The 14886-nt window shown below is 67.7% G+C and carries 17 protein-coding genes; 1 reads left to right on the top strand and 16 read right to left on the bottom strand.

Annotated features, from left to right (window positions below):
- Positions 1 to 142 precede the first annotated feature (142 nt).
- From ACIBVN_RS48035 to ACIBVN_RS47975, 13 genes are all read right to left on the bottom strand, one after another.
- Positions 143 to 961, bottom strand: coding sequence for a hypothetical protein (locus tag ACIBVN_RS48035; RefSeq protein ID WP_397147395.1), 819 nt, complete (start codon positions 959 to 961; stop codon positions 143 to 145).
- A gap of 303 nt (positions 962 to 1264) precedes the next feature.
- Positions 1265 to 1930 carry a hypothetical protein gene (locus ACIBVN_RS48030; protein WP_397147393.1) on the bottom strand — a complete coding sequence of 222 codons (666 nt, stop codon included), beginning with the start codon at positions 1928 to 1930 and terminating at the stop codon, positions 1265 to 1267.
- Between the two features lie 341 nt (positions 1931 to 2271).
- Complete coding sequence (locus tag ACIBVN_RS48025; RefSeq protein WP_397147391.1) at positions 2272 to 2694, bottom strand: hypothetical protein; 423 nt, start codon at positions 2692 to 2694, stop codon at positions 2272 to 2274.
- A 22-nt stretch (positions 2695 to 2716) separates the two neighbouring features.
- The gene (locus ACIBVN_RS48020) at positions 2717 to 3925 is read right to left on the bottom strand and encodes a hypothetical protein (protein WP_397147389.1); all 1209 of its coding nucleotides are present in this window, start codon (positions 3923 to 3925) and stop codon (positions 2717 to 2719) included.
- A 335-nt stretch (positions 3926 to 4260) separates the two neighbouring features.
- On the bottom strand, positions 4261 to 4479 hold the full coding sequence (locus ACIBVN_RS48015) for a hypothetical protein (RefSeq protein ID WP_397147387.1): 219 nt from the start codon (positions 4477 to 4479) through the stop codon (positions 4261 to 4263).
- A 177-nt stretch (positions 4480 to 4656) separates the two neighbouring features.
- On the bottom strand, positions 4657 to 4896 hold the full coding sequence (locus tag ACIBVN_RS48010) for a DUF397 domain-containing protein (protein ID WP_397147385.1): 240 nt from the start codon (positions 4894 to 4896) through the stop codon (positions 4657 to 4659).
- A gap of 561 nt (positions 4897 to 5457) precedes the next feature.
- A complete protein-coding gene (locus ACIBVN_RS48005; protein ID WP_397147383.1) occupies positions 5458 to 6315 on the bottom strand; it encodes an SPFH domain-containing protein in 858 nt (285 codons plus the stop codon).
- Entirely contained in the window at positions 6312 to 6566 is a 255-nt protein-coding gene (locus ACIBVN_RS48000; RefSeq protein WP_397147381.1) for a hypothetical protein, read from the bottom strand. Before ACIBVN_RS48000 ends, ACIBVN_RS48005 begins: the two co-directional genes overlap by 4 nt.
- Positions 6567 to 6994: 428 nt before the next feature.
- Positions 6995 to 7945 carry an NADAR family protein gene (locus tag ACIBVN_RS47995; RefSeq protein WP_397147379.1) on the bottom strand — a complete coding sequence of 317 codons (951 nt, stop codon included), beginning with the start codon at positions 7943 to 7945 and terminating at the stop codon, positions 6995 to 6997.
- Positions 7946 to 8435: 490 nt separating this feature from the next.
- Positions 8436 to 8912: a C40 family peptidase gene (locus ACIBVN_RS47990; RefSeq protein WP_397147377.1), complete on the bottom strand. Its 477-nt coding sequence runs from the start codon at positions 8910 to 8912 to the stop codon at positions 8436 to 8438.
- Positions 8913 to 9274: 362 nt separating this feature from the next.
- Positions 9275 to 10426, bottom strand: coding sequence for a glutathionylspermidine synthase family protein (locus ACIBVN_RS47985; RefSeq protein ID WP_397147375.1), 1152 nt, complete (start codon positions 10424 to 10426; stop codon positions 9275 to 9277).
- A complete protein-coding gene (locus ACIBVN_RS47980; RefSeq protein ID WP_397147373.1) occupies positions 10426 to 10803 on the bottom strand; it encodes a hypothetical protein in 378 nt (125 codons plus the stop codon). The genes ACIBVN_RS47985 and ACIBVN_RS47980 overlap by 1 nt, the downstream gene beginning before the upstream one ends.
- 147 nt (positions 10804 to 10950) lie before the next feature.
- Entirely contained in the window at positions 10951 to 11931 is a 981-nt protein-coding gene (locus tag ACIBVN_RS47975; RefSeq protein ID WP_397147371.1) for an NADAR family protein, read from the bottom strand.
- Between the two features lie 89 nt (positions 11932 to 12020).
- On the opposite strand from ACIBVN_RS47975, the gene ACIBVN_RS47970 reads away from it, so the two are divergent.
- Positions 12021 to 12149, top strand: a complete 129-nt coding sequence (locus tag ACIBVN_RS47970) for a hypothetical protein (RefSeq protein WP_397147369.1) — start codon at positions 12021 to 12023, stop codon at positions 12147 to 12149.
- Between the two features lie 123 nt (positions 12150 to 12272).
- Here ACIBVN_RS47970 and ACIBVN_RS47965 read toward each other — a convergent pair whose 3' ends face one another.
- The 3 genes from ACIBVN_RS47965 to ACIBVN_RS47955 form a co-directional block, all read right to left on the bottom strand.
- Positions 12273 to 12719 carry a hypothetical protein gene (locus tag ACIBVN_RS47965; RefSeq protein ID WP_397147367.1) on the bottom strand — a complete coding sequence of 149 codons (447 nt, stop codon included), beginning with the start codon at positions 12717 to 12719 and terminating at the stop codon, positions 12273 to 12275.
- Between the two features lie 433 nt (positions 12720 to 13152).
- Positions 13153 to 13347 (bottom strand): hypothetical protein, encoded by a 195-nt coding sequence (locus ACIBVN_RS47960; protein WP_397147365.1) that lies wholly within the window; start codon positions 13345 to 13347, stop codon positions 13153 to 13155.
- Positions 13348 to 13604: 257 nt separating this feature from the next.
- Positions 13605 to 14759: an RtcB family protein gene (locus ACIBVN_RS47955; protein ID WP_397147363.1), complete on the bottom strand. Its 1155-nt coding sequence runs from the start codon at positions 14757 to 14759 to the stop codon at positions 13605 to 13607.
- Positions 14760 to 14886 lie beyond the last annotated feature (127 nt).

Below are 14886 nucleotides of genomic sequence, written 5' to 3'. Positions count from 1 at the left end.
CAAAGGGCTTAGGTCAAGCGGTGGCGGAGTGCGAGTTGTCACAATTCCGCGATGCGCTCGTGATTGGGGCAGCTTTAGCTGGGAGTGAAGGCGGGGTGTCCGCGCCGCAGGGTGGATACCGTGGCGAGTCGTGCGGCTGTGGCTATTGCAGGAGCCTGGCCAGTTCACGCGCCAGAGGGGTGCCAGCTATCCAGACTTGAGCGTGAGCGTCGCGCACCCGGAAGGGAGACGGGCTGGAGCGGGTCAGCTGTGCTGGTGTGGCCTGCCGGGGGAGCACGTTCTTGACCATGTCGCTCATGACGCGGTCGGCGATGGAACCGGCGTGGACCTTCAACCACGCCAACGCCATCGCCGCCTCGAAGAAACTCAGCGCGTTGACGTACCGCACACGACCTCGATGATCGATGCAGACATCGCTCTGGGCGAGGTATCCGTACCAATCCGTCGGCGTGAGCGCCTCGGGGCGGGCGGCTGGGCGGGCCGGCCACAGCACGTGCGCCATGGGGCCGCCCGGAAGGCCGCCCCACACGCTAGTGCCGCTCATGGGCTCGTACCTCTTGGTGTCCATCGCGTGGTCGAGCGGGGCGTAGAGGCCGTCCTTCCTTGGCCCGATCGGCACCAGGACCAGTGCGTCCGGCTGCTGCAGCATCAGGGAACCGGCCACACGAGACGTCGTGGCGGCCCACTGCAGTGCCTGGGATGGGTCAGGGTCTTCGGCAGTGAGCGCCACCGCTGCGGCCCCGTCCGCCGACGAAGAGGTGAGGCGGCCCACCGGCCCCTGGTGACGTGGGGACTCAACCTGCCGGAAATAGCCAACCCGGACATGCTGCGTGATCGGGTAGGCGACATCCTCACTGGCGGACGACACCAGCACGGGCAGATCGCTGCCCGCACTGACGATCACGGTGAGGGTCGTGTGCAGCAGCGCGACAGTGACGGGCTGCGCCGTGGTGAGATGCATGAAGTTGTCCTCCGGACGTGCAGAAAGGGCAGCCGCCCGCCCGGACGTGGGCAGGCGGGTTCTTTCAGCGCGGGGAGATTGGGCTGCTCCCGGCGCCTGGCTTTCGCGCACGACGGACCCGAGAAGCGGGGCAAGGCTCGCCGGAGGCGACCGCGCGTCAGCGCGGCTTGGCCTTGCCCCTGCGGAACGGGTCAGTGGTAGACGCCAGGTCAGGCGCCGGGAACAGCCTGGAGCGGGTGGCGTGCGGCGTCCGTTGCTGGACAGCCGCAGCTGGGCAGGACGCAGCCGTCCGCCAAAGGGCGGTCAGGCTGGTTGCTCAATCACCAGGTGCACGCTGCTAAAGGCCCACGGTGTCTGGTGAGTCCGCGTGCCTTCCTCATCGCGGATGGTGATCTGGCGAGCCTTGCCGTCGGCGTCGTAGTTGATGTCGAGGACGGTGTACTCCTGGTGCCAATGGCCGTTGTAGTAACGACCGCCGATCCGCTGAGGCCCCAGGAAATAGTCATTGTGGCGTTTGGCCGCCGCCGCGCGCTGGGCAGCGCGTTCGGCGGCCAGGTCCTTCACGGTTGACATCCGGACGACTTCGAAAGCTGCCTGCCAGCGCCATCCTTTCCGGCCGTCGGTGTGACGAGCACGTCGCCCCTCAGGCACCTGCCATGTCCACCCCGGCTCCAGCACCTTGACCAGCGCGCCAACGGCCGGGGTTCCCTCCGCGCACTGGTGCAGCTCGGGGTCGAACAGCACCTCGTCACCGATGTCGCCTGTGATGCGCTGTAGGCCCTGCTCCTTGGCGAACTTCCGCACCACGCCGATGGCACCATAGGCCAGCGTGGGGGGAGCCTCGTACGGGTCTTCGTCCTGCAGGCGGTCGATGTAGTCCTCGTCCTCCGCGACGGCCGTCGCGAACTCGTTCAGGAAAGCTGCCAACGTCGCCATAGCGGTGAAGCCGCCGGACATGATGCCACTCATGCTGGTCCCCTTTCGGAACATGGAAGGCTGCTGGTGAAGCGGATGAGTTCACTACGGACGAGAACTGGCTGTCTCGGCGCCTGGGCTTCCTGGACGGCGGGCCCAAGGAGCGGGGCAGGGCTCGCCGGAGGCGACCGCGTAGCGGCTTGGCCTTGCCCGGCGGAGCGGGTGCGTGGTAGACCCCAGGCCGGCGCCGAGAGAGTCAGACGTTCACCCTGGATGTACAGAGCCAGCGATGGCGGCGAGGAATCGGAGGAGCGGGCGCCAGAAGGGCTCTTCCCAGCGGGGAGAACTGTTTGGGAGAGGCGGCGCAGGTGTGGCCCGCGCCGCCATGGCCCGATCTACAGGTCGTGCTCGGGGGGACAGTCGTCCGGGTGCGGCTCCGGGGGCAGGTCCGAATGATCGTCCTGCACGGGGCCGTCTTCGAAGGTGTCCTCTTGCACCATCGCCATCCAATCGGCCTGCTCGCGGGCGCGAGCCCGGGGCTCGGTCTGGTCCTCCACCCCGAGGTAGTCGAGCAGCACGGTCAGGTCGTCAAGCGACGCCGGCGGGAACTGGTGCCAGGTGGTGAAGAACTGCGGCCAGTCGTAGATGGCGCGGAGTTGGCGGTGCGACAGGGTGAACGCGGGACCGGCTCCCCACGGGCTTTCCCCGTCGCGGAAGGTGAGCATCCAGTCGTCGTCAGGCCGGCCGAGGTAGTGGCCCTCGACGACCACCTCGTTGTATGTGCGGTAGTACGCCAGCGTTATCGACCGCTCCAGCATGTAAGTGGCTCCTGACATGCTGTTAGAACGGGGGCTCGTCGATGAAGGCGCCGCTCGCGTAGCGTCTGTCCCACCGCTCGCGGGCGCACTGATACAGGTCGGCCCCGGCCTGGTGCGCAATGTGGACCTCAGCATCGGTGAGACCCGCCTCGCGAGCGGCCGCGTACGCGCGCAAGCAAACACCTGCCAGGTGAGCGGCGAGCACTTCCCTGTCGCTTCCACCCGCGCGCCGAGCGCGAGCGTAGTCGTGCAAGGCGATGTTCATCCGGTCTGCGCGGCGAACCCGCCGATCGCTTGCTCCCGCCCGGCGGGCCACGTCGTAGCCCGCCCAGTCGATGCGCGCCTTGAGGGCGGCACGGAACCGGTCATGGCTCACCTGGTGGGCGCGCGCGTCGATGTAGTCGTTGAGGGACACGTCGGCGCGCCAGATCGTCATGATCTCGTCATGGCTGGCGCCGACCCTGCACGCCTCCCGATACAGAAGCAAGTCGATGCCAGCGGCGCTCGCGGCGAGGATGCCTTCGTGGTGCGCCCCTCGGGCGAGGCAATCGCTGTAGAGCCGCAGCGGAATCCCCGCGGCGAGCGCGAGGCGAACCTGCTGGTCGCTCGCGCCTGCCGCGCGCGCCCAGGTGTAGCCCGGCGACGCGATACCGTCCCTGACGGCCGCCTGGCTCTCCTCCCAGGTTGCGCCCCACATGACTGCGAAGATCGCTTCCTGGGGCCAGCCGGACAGCTGAAAACCAGGCAAGTGCGCACCGGTCCCGTGCCGCTTGAGCAGCTCAGTGCCATCGACGTCGGCGACCACGGCCAGCCGCCGGACCCGCACACCCGTGTTGATGTAGTCCAAGCTGTCGTACCCCAGGACGTCTTTCCCGTCGTAGGCGACGAGTACGAGATGGTCGCAGGGGATTCCGTCCATGGTGACGGCCTCCCACAGGGGGCTGAGGTCGTCGATCTCGGTGGTGGCCAGCCGTAGCCCGTCGCCCGGATGAGAGGGCCAGGACCGTCCGTTGCTGCTGTCGATCGGGCCCTTGGCTTCGGCCCAGTTGCCGGGCCCCGGGCAGAACCAGCCACCATGCGGCCCAGGGGAGCCCGTGCGCTCATCGCGCCGCACGGCGATGATTCCCCAGCTGGTGGTGCCCGCCGGAAGCTGGTGACCCCCAACGCGGACGATGACCTCCAGCAGGTTGGTAAAGTCCCCATCCACGCATTCAACGATTGGCTTGAGCATGCGCCGTCCTCTCGCGTATCCCGTTGCGCCGAGGCGAGCTGTCTCGGCGCCTGGGTCGCAAGAGCTCGTATGGCGGCGGAGTGGGGCCAGGCTCGCCGCAGGCGACTGTGCGAAGCACGGCGTGGCCTGGCCCCACGCAGCGGCCATGCGATATAACCAGGCGGGCGCCGAGAAAGCTTCGGATCGCCGCCGTGGAGCCCCCAAGGGGAAGCAGGCGCAGCATGCGACCGTGCGTCGGCCCGCAGGGAAGCTCGCGGGCGGCGCGGCCGAGGGGCTAGGGATGCGGAAGGCCCGCCCCCGGAAGGGGACGGGCCAGGGCCGAAGTTATCTGGGGGCTACTCGCCCTGCCTAAGGTTGCGCACTTCGTCGGCCAGGCCGTCGAGAAGGGCGGAGCCCACTTCCGGGCTCAGCGCCTGAACCCTGCGCACGGCGGCCATTCCGGCCTCCCCGTCGCGCGCTGTCATTGCGGCGGCCAACTCGTCCACTGCTGCCAGTACCGCAGTCTTCTGATGCGAGGTCAACCTGGCGATTGCCTTCTTGAACCGGGCGTTCATAGTCGTTGTCTCTCCTGATGGGCAGAGGGTCTTTTGTGTGGTCTTGCGCGGCTCAGCATGCTGTCGTCGGCATGCTGAGCCGCGCGCTTACCGACGAGATGGCAGGGCCTTCAGGGCGCAGTATCAGCAGACCTGTGCGAGAGCTGGCTTCCTCCGCGCGATGTCTCCTGCGCGGTGTTACCGCAGCAGGTCATCGAATTCGCCTTCCTTTGCACCGAGCACGAAGGCTCGTACTTCCTCAGGGGTGTAGACCAGAGCAGGGCCGTTGGGGAAGCGGGAGTTGCGTATCGCGAGGCCCTCGCCGCCGGGCAATTCGGCCAGCTCCACGCAGTTGCCCTGCGAATTGCTGTATCGACTCTTTCTCCAGCGCACCGAAGTGAGATCGGCCGCTGGCATACCGTTGTAGATCTCGAACATGGCTGTTTCCTTCGAGTTGAGGAGGTCTGTTAATGAACTCAGCGAACATAGGGGGCATGCGGGATTATCTGGGATCAAGGTGCGGCCCCGCGCGAAATTCAGAAAACGACCGCAGCGGTAGGCGGGCATTCGTTATGTGAGGGCTCAGGCGATCTGTTGATGGTGCCCTCTAGCGATCCGCGTACTGTCTCGGGGCGGGCGGCGGTGGCTCCGGCTGGATGGTGTATTGGCCGCCCAGGTCGCTGGTGCGCAGCAATCGATGGACACGCTTCGGCCAGCACGCCTCCTTCCCCGCAGCAGGCGCGCCGGCCGGGTCGCAGTGGTGGCGCATTTGGCAGGCGGGCTCGGCAAGGGAGCGTTACTCGATGCTGGGGCCGTCGCCTTGGGGCAGGCGGAGAACGACATGGGACACGTCGTGAATGTCGGTGGCCACGAGCGCCACAACGGGCTGCCCTGCTCGTCGCGGCGCGCGCCTCGTACATCTGTGAGCTTCAGAAATAGGGGCGGCCGAGGAGAGGAAGGTGCTCGGGCGCTGGACTGACCGCGCCCGAGCGTTGCGGGCTACTTGGGGGGTGCGACGGCGACCTTGCCGCCCTCGGGCACGTAGACGATGCTCACCTTGCCCGATGCGGCGATCTCGGCGAGTTTGTCCATGTTCAGCTTGGACACCGCGCCCTGCTGACCCAGCACGTCGACGAGCGCCTTGGTGGACTCCAGCTCAGTCTTGAGCTTCTCGTTGATCTGCTTCTGGGCGTTGTTCTGCGCCACTGCGACCTGATCGGCGAGGTTCGCCTTCTTGAGCTCCTCCGGCGGCTCGGGCTGACGCAGGATGAACGACATCCCGGCGAAATAGTCGCCCTTGGCGATCTGGGCGATGTACTTGCCGGTCAGAGTGGCCATCTCCTGCTCCCACGCCGCCTTCTTGGCGGAATCGAAGTAGAGCTCGCGCCAGGTGTACTTGAGAGTGGCCTCGTCCATGGCCCGCTCGACCGGGCCGCCGACGTAGAACTTCAGCATTTCGATCCAGCCGCCGGGCTCGTACGCGGCGTACTTGCGGCCGATCTCCTCGTGGAACTTGCGGAGTTTGGTGCAGTCGGCGGCGGAGAAGCTGAAGGTGAGCCCACCATAGATCGTCATGGTGGCGCCGTCCTTTGATGCGGACGTGATCGGCTTGCTCTCGTCCCCATCGTTGCCGCTGAAGCGGAACGTCCGCTGTCCGTTCGGGTACTGATAGCCCTCGTCGGCGGGGCCGGACACGTCGCGGGTGGACGGCTTGAGGCATTCCTGGAACGTGGTGCTGGACAGCGGCCCGGCGTCGTAGACGATGCCCGCCTCGTCCGGCTCGACGTTCGTGATGGAGCAGCCGGCCGCCAGCAAGGCGGCGGCCGTGATCGCGGTGAGGTTGCGGGAGGTGTTCATTCCTTGTTGCCTTCCGGGAGTGTGTTGTTGCGGGTGAAGTGGAGGATGTCGTCGGCGACGATCACCGCGAAGGGGTCTCCGAGCTCCTGGTGTTCCTGGGCTCGGGCCTGGATGTGGCGGAGGAACTTTCGGCACAGGGCCAGGTCTTTTTGGTCGCGGCGGCGGCGGGCGACCCATCGGATGGCCAGGTAGGTCATCGGGATCGCCGTGAGGACCAGCGCGACGGCGAGGGTGAGGATGAGCACGCGCACGTGACATCTCCTGTCGAGGGCTGGGGGTGGACTTGAGCGGTTCGGCATGCGAAAGCCCCGCCTCAGCGAGAGGCGGGGCTCACCGGCGAAATGGGGGCCTTTGCGCGACGTCGCACGTGATGGCGCACCGCTTGAGCGAGCGAAGCCTTGGGCTGCAGGGTTCACGCCGACTCCGGGGCACCTCTGGTGCCGTTGGTCAGTGGATCCCAGCGGGGAAGAACGGGGGGAAGGTCGCGTCGGCGCAGCAGATCAAAGCCGACGCCGCAGATACGTCCTGGGTCGGCCGTACCGTCTACCCGGCGATTTTGGGGCGCTTCCCGTACGGGCTCTGGAAGCCGTTGAAGGCTCTGCCCGCCCTGCCCGACCCGTGGGGAAGGCAGTACTGCCGGCGGCGGCAGAGACGCCTCTGGCAGGGGGGGCTGAAGTTGCTACTGCTCGAAGGAAGGTGCGACCTGCAGCGCGGAACGACGCTTGACGTCGGCGGTGAGAGCTCCCATGTGAGCAGCCAGACTCTCCGCTTCGTCAAGGTCCCACCGCACCTCGACCGGACCGCGAGCATCAGTCCCGACACGCCAGACAAGCCGGGGGCCACGAGGGCCGGGCACCACATCCAGGCGCGATATCCGACCGGAAATGCCCTGACCAGGGGCGGCGGGGCGAGGCAGGATCACATGCGTCGCAGGGTCGATGGGGCGATCCAACCCCAACGTCCGCTCACCTGACGCGACGATAGGGGGAACGAAGATCTCCAGCAGGCGGGCGAGTACGACCCGTAGGTCGGCCCCCGCCAGCATCGCGGCCAAATCTGACTGCTGGGTGACGGCCGTGACGAGCTCGTTGGGCACCTGGGCCGGAGGAACGCGACAGAGCCCGGGAATCCCGGTCATCGCCGACAGCGGCATTCTCATGTCGCTGGGGAAGCGGAGTTCGTCGCGCAGGCTTATCAGCATCCGGCCGAGAACGTTCGCCCCGGGTGCTCGGCAAGCGGGGTGGCCGCACTGGCAGTCGCCCCACAGGTTGTCGTGCCGGGTGTTGCCGTCGATGAGGAGCGCCTCCCCGGTAGACAACAGTTGATCAGCGAACTGGCTACCTGGATGGAACTTCGCCCGCAGGCAGTCCTCCATGACGCGGAAGCGCATCGACTCGTCCCAATCCGGGCGCGGGGTTACCTGCTCACCATGCGCCTGGGCTTCTCCTGGGGTGCCAGCGGCGATGACCTTGGCCCGAAAGTGAGGATCCAGGCTCTTGGCGTAGTTCCACCCGTGCGCCACCGAAAGGAACTGCACCATTCCTTCACGCGTCGGGAGGGTGATCGGGGAGTACGCGAACGTGGACAGGAACAGATGCTCGTCAGCGAAACGGCTGATCGTTGTCGGCATGGTGGCCTCTCCCTGCATCGGTGGTGGCGAATGAACCACCAACACCGCCGGGCCGGTCCCGGCGCCTGGTGATCGCCCCTGGCCGCCCCGATAGCGCAGGAAGGCTCGCCCCGCAGGGGCGACCGCGCGGAGCGCGGCGTGGCCTTCCGGAGCGAACAGGGCGGCCAGTACACCCAGGTGGGCGCCGGGAACCGGTCCGCACGTGAGGGGCTCAGAGATGTTCGGCGCCTGTGCTTCTGAGGGCACACGACACTCGAGGGGCCGACGTGCGCTTGCGTATCGGGGGCAGGTTTCGGACTCGCCCTTGAAGGTCTCGTCATGGGCAGCAGGCCAGCATGCTCAGGTCCTGGGGGATATCCCAGGTGGCAGCTTGACCGAACGCGATCATGACGGCGAGGGTGACGATGTGCCCGTGCACGCGGCGTCTTCTCACACAAGCGTGCTGGTGGACTGGGTTTCTGCGCTGCAGGATGGAGGGATCCGTCCTGCGTCACAGGCCGGGACGGCCAGCGCCAGAGAAGGCCCTCTTCAGCCAGTCCTGGCTGAGTTTGTCGACGCGGACGCGGCTGCCCTCGCGGGGGGCGTGGACGATCTGGCCGCCGCCGACGTAGACGCCGACGTGACCGAACCGCCAGAAGAACAGCAGGTCGCCCGGCTTGATGTCGGGCCAGGCGACCTTGACGCGCAGGGCGCGATACTGGCTGCTGGCGACGCGCGGTAGCCTCACTCCGGCCTTGCGCCACGCGTATTGGGCCAGGCCGGAGCAGTCAAAGGCGTTAGGGCCGGTCGCTCCGTACCGATACACGTCGCCCACCTGATCTTTGGCAACGGCGACTGCCACGGCAGCGGCCCGCGCCTGCCGGGCGTCGCTTGCTGCATCGGCGGCAGGGGACTGAATGGCGACGGTTCCGGCGGCGAGGATGATGGTCAGGGCGGCGCCGCGAGCGGTCGGTCTGCTGGATGGCATCTGAGGGCTTGTCCTTTCAGCTGGTCGAATGTCGGGTGTGAGGTGCGCCGCTTGAGGAGCGGCGGATCGGCGTCGACCTGGGCCGACGCGTGAGGAGCTGGTTTCCGGCAGGGGACGAGGCCGGGCCCGCGGCCTACGCCGCGCGGGCGGGGAGGATGGGCCGACCCGCCACTGAGCAGGCGTGGCGGGTCAACGCGAGCCGTGTTCGAGGTATCAGCGAGGGCCCGGCGACGTGACCCCGCCCGCCGAGCGCAGCAAGCGGGTCCTCCAAGGTGGCGAAAGCCGGTTCACCGGCTGGTCGCTCAACTCGGGCGAGATTGAAAGGGCCATTCTGGGCACCGCCGCGAGCGGGGGTCGGCAGCTCAGCCCTGGATCAGGTGAGGTACGAACGAACTGGTGTCGCCGGTGATCAATCCGCGTGTTTCCCGGATGCCCAGGCCGGCGGCTTCATCGCCGACAACCCAAGCACCGAGCACCGGCCGCCAGCCATCGAAGTCGGGCAGCGGCCAGAGTTCCTGGTGGACGTAGCCTTCGGCGCCGTACTCGCCCGGGGTCGTTTCGGTCCCGGCGGGGGTGACGATTTTCATGGAGGCGCCTTCGCGGCCGAGCAACGGCTTGACAATGTAGGACGTCAGCTCGCGTGGCCCGTCGAGGTAGGCGGGCAGCAGGTTCGGGTGGTCTCGGTAGAGCTCCCAGAGCACGGCTAGCAGCGCCTTGTTCGACAGGATCATCTTCCACAGAGGTTCCACCCATGGGGTGCCCCGCTGGGCCTTGACTGCGGCGGTACGGAAGTCGTCAGTGGTCATCCATTCCCACGGGTAGAGCTTGAACAGCGTCTCGATGGGGTTGTGATGCTGGTCGACGAAGCGCCGCAGTTCGGTGTCCCAGCCGATGGCCTCGACCGGCAAGGTGGTCACGGTCAGGCCGGCTTGAGCGGCGGTGTCGGCCATGTAAGCGACCGTCAGTTCGTCTTCGCCGGAGCTGTCTTCGCTGGTGTGGGCCAGATGGAGCCGCCTTCCCGGGTGAAGGTTCCGCCAGCGGCCGACGAGCCGCTCATGCAGCGAGTTCCATTGGTCGGCGCCCGGGTGGGTGTCGGTCATCCAGTACCACTGGATGACCGACGTCTCGATTAGCGAGGTGGGGGTGTCGGCGTTGTACTCCAGCAGCTTGGCGTGGCCGCGCCCGTCGTAGCACAGGTCGAACCGCCCATACAGGTGCGGGTCGCGGCGACGCCAGGAGGCGGCGATGGGATCGTGCAGCCACTGCGGAATCCGGAAGTCGCTGTAGCGGCGGTACCTGACCACGTGGTCCACCACGTCCAAGCACATGCCGTGCAGCTCCTCGACGGCACGCTCAAGGTCCTCGACTTGCGCGATGTCGAAGACGTAGTGGACGGATTCGTCCCAGTACGGCCGGCCATCCTCGCCTTGGGGGACGTTGCCGTGGAAGCCCAGACCCTGGGATTCGATGATCTGCTGCCAGCCGGGCCTGGCGGGGCTTTGCTCGCGACGCATCAGGAGCCACCGTCGCCCTTGCTGGTGCCGCCGAACCCTCCGACGATGACCTTGCCGGACCGGCTGGTGATGTTGGTGTTGGAAGGCCGCTGCCGGGTGCCGCCGTAGATGTGGCCATTGTGGGATGAGCTGCCGCCGTAGATCCAGACGAACGAGTCGCGGTCGTTGTCGTCGTCATCGCAGTAGTCGTCGTCCACGGCCTTGTAGGAGCCGTCAGGCTGCTGCACGACGCAGTCCGCGGTCACGCTGGGCGCGCTGGAGTCCTCGCTGGGATCGCTGCCGCAGGCAGAGAGTGACAGCGACAAGGCAGCCAGGGCGGTGGTCACGGTCACTGTGGTGGAGGCCCGTCGACGGCCACCGCCGGTTTTGGACAGCATGATCGTTTACCCCTTTCCAGGAGGAATGGGCAGAGGCCAGCCCCCACGCCGGGGTGCGTGGGGGCTGGCGAAGGCTGGAAGTCAGATGGGGCGATCTACCCGCGGGGACACCCTCGGGCAGACATCCCGGCTAACCGTGGAAGATCATCAGGCGCTGGCGCCCACGGCGGCTTTCAGATCGGCGCCTGCCGCGTATGGGTGTGCGCCCGGTGCCTGTGCCTTCTCGGTGCTCCACAGGACCGCGAGGCGGCTCCAGGCCTGATGCGGGTTGTCGGGGTCAGGCCTCGGGTCCAGACGAGGGTTGGGGCCTGGGATGTGGCTGCCCGGGGTCGCTGGGCGGGGCAGGCCAAGCTGCTCGGCCAGATTCGCCGTCGGCGGCGAGGCTGGCGGGTTGGCCGCCCGTTCGGCGGCCGACTTCGGGTAGACGAGCTCCAGAACGCGCGCGAGGACAACGCGCGGCTCGGCGCCCAGCATCGCGACCAGGTCCGGCTGGCGCGTGACGGCCGCGACGAGTTCGTCCGGCACCGCGGCCGACTGGATGCGGCACAGGCCCGGTACACCGGTCATCACCGACAGCGGCGTGATCGGCACGTCGGGGAAACGCAGTTCGTATCGCAGGCTCATCAGCATCTTGCCGAGCCAGTTGAAGCCTGGCTGCTGGCATTTGAGCTGGCCGCACCGGCAGTCGCCCCACTCGTTGTCGTGCCACCGGTTGCCCTCGATGAGGAAGGCGTCCCCGGTGGCCAGCAGCAGGTTGGCGAGGCGACTTCCGGGGGCGAACTTGGCCCGCAGAGCGGTGTCCATGGCGAGGAACCGCGTGAAGTTGTTCCAGTCGGGGCGTAGTTGCACGGCGCGGCCGCGTCTCTTGGCCTCTCGTGGGGTGTCGGCTGCGAGAACCCAGGCACGCTGGCGCGCGTCGAGGCTCTTGGCCCAGTTGAAGGCGTGCTCGAGCGAGGGGAACTCGATGATGCCTTCCCTGGTTGGAAGGGTCACGGGGATCTTCTCGAAGAAGTTCGACAGGAACTCGTATCGGCCTCGGAAGTTGTCGATGACCGCCGGGGTCGACGTGATGGGGCCTGGCCGCCGGCCGGTCTGATGCATGAGGTTCTGGGAGGTGCCTTGCTGCATCGGCTGCTCTCCTGTCGCCGCTGCCGGGCTGGTCCCGGCGCCTGGGATTGGGCGACGGGCCGTCCCGGGGAGCGCAGGAAGGCTCGCCCGTGGGCGACCGCGCGGAGCGCGGCGTGGCCTTCCGGAGCGGACGGGACGGCCAGTACACCCAGGCGGGCGCCGGGATCAGGCCGATCAGTGCGGATCGCCGCAGGAAGATGGCGTTGGAGGCGTGGTGAGGGCGGGTGCCTGCTCAGCCAGAGGCCCGAACGAGCACCAGGTGGTCGGCGACCATCTCGCCGATCTGCTCGAGTAAGCCCAAGCCTTCCTTCGCACGGCGAACGCTGCAGGCCACGAGACGCTCACCGGGTGAGGAGAATGAGCCGATTGAGATCGCGAGCGAAGTGGCCATAGAAGCCGCGCGGCTCGCGCAGCTGATGCCAGCTGTTGAAGACGTCCTCCTCCTGCCCTGGCGTCAGGTAACGCTCCAGGTCACGCAGGGTCTCGTACCACCAGTAAGTGACCTCATAGATCAGGCGGACGTGCTCGGCAGCCAGGTGCGAGCAGGACGTGGCGGCGTTGTCCCACGCCGGGTGGCGGTAGCCGTCGTCGTCGAACAGCCCGTGCTGCAGGTAGGCGAGGTAGCGCGGGACATCTCCCGGCCGATCGGGGGCGCGCAGGCGCGGCACCGGCAAGCAGCCGCGTTCGGGATGGGCCGCTTTGACCGCGCGATCGATCTGACGTGCGGCCTTCTTGAGCACCGGCACCGTCTTCCAGAACGAGGGGATGGGCTGAGGTGTGCGCGACATGCGTGTGTTGCCTCCAGCGAAGAGGACGACGAACAGGTGAGGTAAGGCCCGCCGCCGGAACGGGGCCGCCCCGGAAACCGGCGGACGTTGCGCCAGGCTGGCTGTCTGCTCACCCCGGGGGCGCGGCTCGGTCCCGGCCAGGGGCACGAGAAGAAGGTGGAGCGCTACGGCCCAGGGCTGAGGTTGGGCGTGGCCTTGCCCGCCTTGGTGCCGGAGGTTGTGACGTGATGAGGCGAAACGCCCCGCTCGTTACGGCGTTCAGCGGAGAATCTCCGCCTCGTTGCTTATGAAGGATGGCGTTACAGGCTCAGGGCCACCATGACCAGCACGCCGACGGCCTCCCAGACGATGGCTCAGCAGAACGCGATCATCGCCACGCGCACCAGCAGGTCGGCGAGCGCATCGAGGTACTCCAGCACTGCGGCGGGTGTCTTCATCGTCGGTTTCTCGCGGCGTTCAACAGAGTCATCGTGTTGACCAGCACCGCTATGAGCACGGCCACGATCAGGGCGGTCCAAAACGGCATCGGCGGGATGATGGACCACCAGTCGTGCAGGGCGGCGCCAATCCCCATGAGCGTGAACGCGCTCACCAGGACGAGGAGGATGAGGACGAGGACCACGATCACGAACTCCCTTGCGTGGGTGGGATGGCCATGCCACCCGGCGTGGCCAGAGGTCGATGGGTGCGCCGCGGCTGAGCGGGGCAGGCGATGAACATCAGCACGGTCAGGTGAGCACCAGGGCGAGCGCGCGGCACTGGCGCGCTGCGCTCACCCCGGTACAGGTGACGGTGGTGCCGTGCTGCGTGGTCGACAGGACGTGACCGCGCCTCGAGATCCGCGCCGGGCGCTGACCCTTGGTGGTGCTATGCGCCGGTGGAGCGTCAGCCCTTGTAGTTGAAGATCTGCCGCAGCGTGTGCTGCACCTCGACGAGGTCCTGCTGGTCCGCCATGACCTGGTCGATGGGCTTGTACGCCTGCGGGTGCTCGTCGACCAGGGCGGCCGCCCGGTCGGCATTCCACGTCCGCGAGCCCATCGCGGCGGTGAGCGACTCGGCGGTGAGCGTGCGGCGGGCCTGCTTGCGGGACATGCGCCGGCCCGCGCCGTGCGCGCACGAGTTGTAGGCGGCGGAGTTGCCCAGGCCGCGCACGATGTAGGTGCTGGTGCCCATCGAGCCCGGGATGACGCCCTCGTCGCCGCGCTCTGCCTTGACGGCACCCTTGCGAGTGATCCACAGGTCGTGGCCGTGATGATGTTCCTGCTGGGTGAAGTTGTGGTGGGAGTTGATCGTTCTGATGCGGTGGCCGGTGCCGACGATCTTGAACAGGGCCTCGGACAGGACTTGGTCCATCCGGGCTCGCGAGCCGAGCGCGTAGCTCTGTGCCCACAGCATGTCCGCGATGTAGGCGCCGAACTCGGGATCTCCCTGAACCAGGTAGGCAAGGTCCGGGTCTTCCAGCACGATCTCGGAGCGTTCCATCAGCCGCTTGGCCTCGGTGATGTGCTTGGTGGCCAGCTGGTTGCCGATGCCACGCGAACCCGAGTGCAGCACGGTCCACACCTGGTCCTGTTCGTCCAGGCAGACCTCGACGAAGTGGTTGCCGGAGCCGAGCGTGCCGAACTGACGGGCGGCCGTGTTCTTCTGCGCGATCGACAGGTCCGTGTGGGGCTGCCCGAGAGCGGCGAGGCCCGCGTCGACGGCGGGGTCGTCGTGTCCCTTGCCGACGCCGGCCGGGATGGCCTGCTCCACGAGCGGCATCAGGGTGTCCAGCGTGTCGGGCAGGTCCGCTGCGGTCAGGCTCGTCCGCGTGGCGACCATGCCGCAGCCGATGTCGACGCCCACGGCGGCCGGGATGACGGCACCGCGGGTGGGGATGACGGACCCGACCGTGGCGCCCAGCCCAAGGTGCGCGTCCGGCATCAGAGCCACGTGCCCTTCGACGAACGGCAAGGCGGCGATGCGGGCAGCCTGCTCGATGGTGGGGAACTCGATGTCGCTGGCCCACGAGACGAGCTTCGGTGAGATGACGATGGGCATGATGATCCTCCTTGTCGATGCCAGGCCTCGGCGGCGTGGCGGTGGGGTGGGAGTCGGTATGGTGCAGCAGGGCTGGCTCGCGCTGGCGGGGGTAACCAGCCGCGGCCGCCTGGCCGCGGCCATGGGG

The organism is Nonomuraea sp. NPDC049400 (assembly GCF_044466425.1).
Lineage (GTDB): Bacteria > Actinomycetota > Actinomycetes > Streptosporangiales > Streptosporangiaceae > Nonomuraea.
Note: the sequence above shows the minus strand (reverse complement) of the source record. Positions and strands in the feature narration are given on the sequence as shown.

Bases quoted from the DNA above. Each gene is read 5' to 3' on its own strand.
- ACIBVN_RS48035 (WP_397147395.1), bottom strand. From the start codon at position 961: ATGCATCTCACCACGGCGCAGCCCGTCACTGTCGCGCTGCTGCACACG.
- ACIBVN_RS47995 (WP_397147379.1), bottom strand. From the start codon at position 7,945: ATGCCGACAACGATCAGCCGTTTCGCTGACGAGCATCTGTTCCTGTCC.
- ACIBVN_RS47985 (WP_397147375.1), bottom strand. From the start codon at position 10,426: ATGCGTCGCGAGCAAAGCCCCGCCAGGCCCGGCTGGCAGCAGATCATC.
- ACIBVN_RS48025 (WP_397147391.1), bottom strand. From the start codon at position 2,694: ATGCTGGAGCGGTCGATAACGCTGGCGTACTACCGCACATACAACGAG.
- ACIBVN_RS47965 (WP_397147367.1), bottom strand. From the start codon at position 12,719: ATGTCGCGCACACCTCAGCCCATCCCCTCGTTCTGGAAGACGGTGCCG.
- ACIBVN_RS48005 (WP_397147383.1), bottom strand. From the start codon at position 6,315: ATGAACACCTCCCGCAACCTCACCGCGATCACGGCCGCCGCCTTGCTG.
- ACIBVN_RS48015 (WP_397147387.1), bottom strand. From the start codon at position 4,479: ATGAACGCCCGGTTCAAGAAGGCAATCGCCAGGTTGACCTCGCATCAG.
- ACIBVN_RS48030 (WP_397147393.1), bottom strand. From the start codon at position 1,930: ATGAGTGGCATCATGTCCGGCGGCTTCACCGCTATGGCGACGTTGGCA.
- ACIBVN_RS47990 (WP_397147377.1), bottom strand. From the start codon at position 8,912: ATGCCATCCAGCAGACCGACCGCTCGCGGCGCCGCCCTGACCATCATC.
- ACIBVN_RS48020 (WP_397147389.1), bottom strand. From the start codon at position 3,925: ATGCTCAAGCCAATCGTTGAATGCGTGGATGGGGACTTTACCAACCTG.
- ACIBVN_RS48010 (WP_397147385.1), bottom strand. From the start codon at position 4,896: ATGTTCGAGATCTACAACGGTATGCCAGCGGCCGATCTCACTTCGGTG.
- ACIBVN_RS47955 (WP_397147363.1), bottom strand. From the start codon at position 14,759: ATGCCCATCGTCATCTCACCGAAGCTCGTCTCGTGGGCCAGCGACATC.
- ACIBVN_RS47975 (WP_397147371.1), bottom strand. From the start codon at position 11,931: ATGCAGCAAGGCACCTCCCAGAACCTCATGCATCAGACCGGCCGGCGG.
- ACIBVN_RS47980 (WP_397147373.1), bottom strand. From the start codon at position 10,803: ATGCTGTCCAAAACCGGCGGTGGCCGTCGACGGGCCTCCACCACAGTG.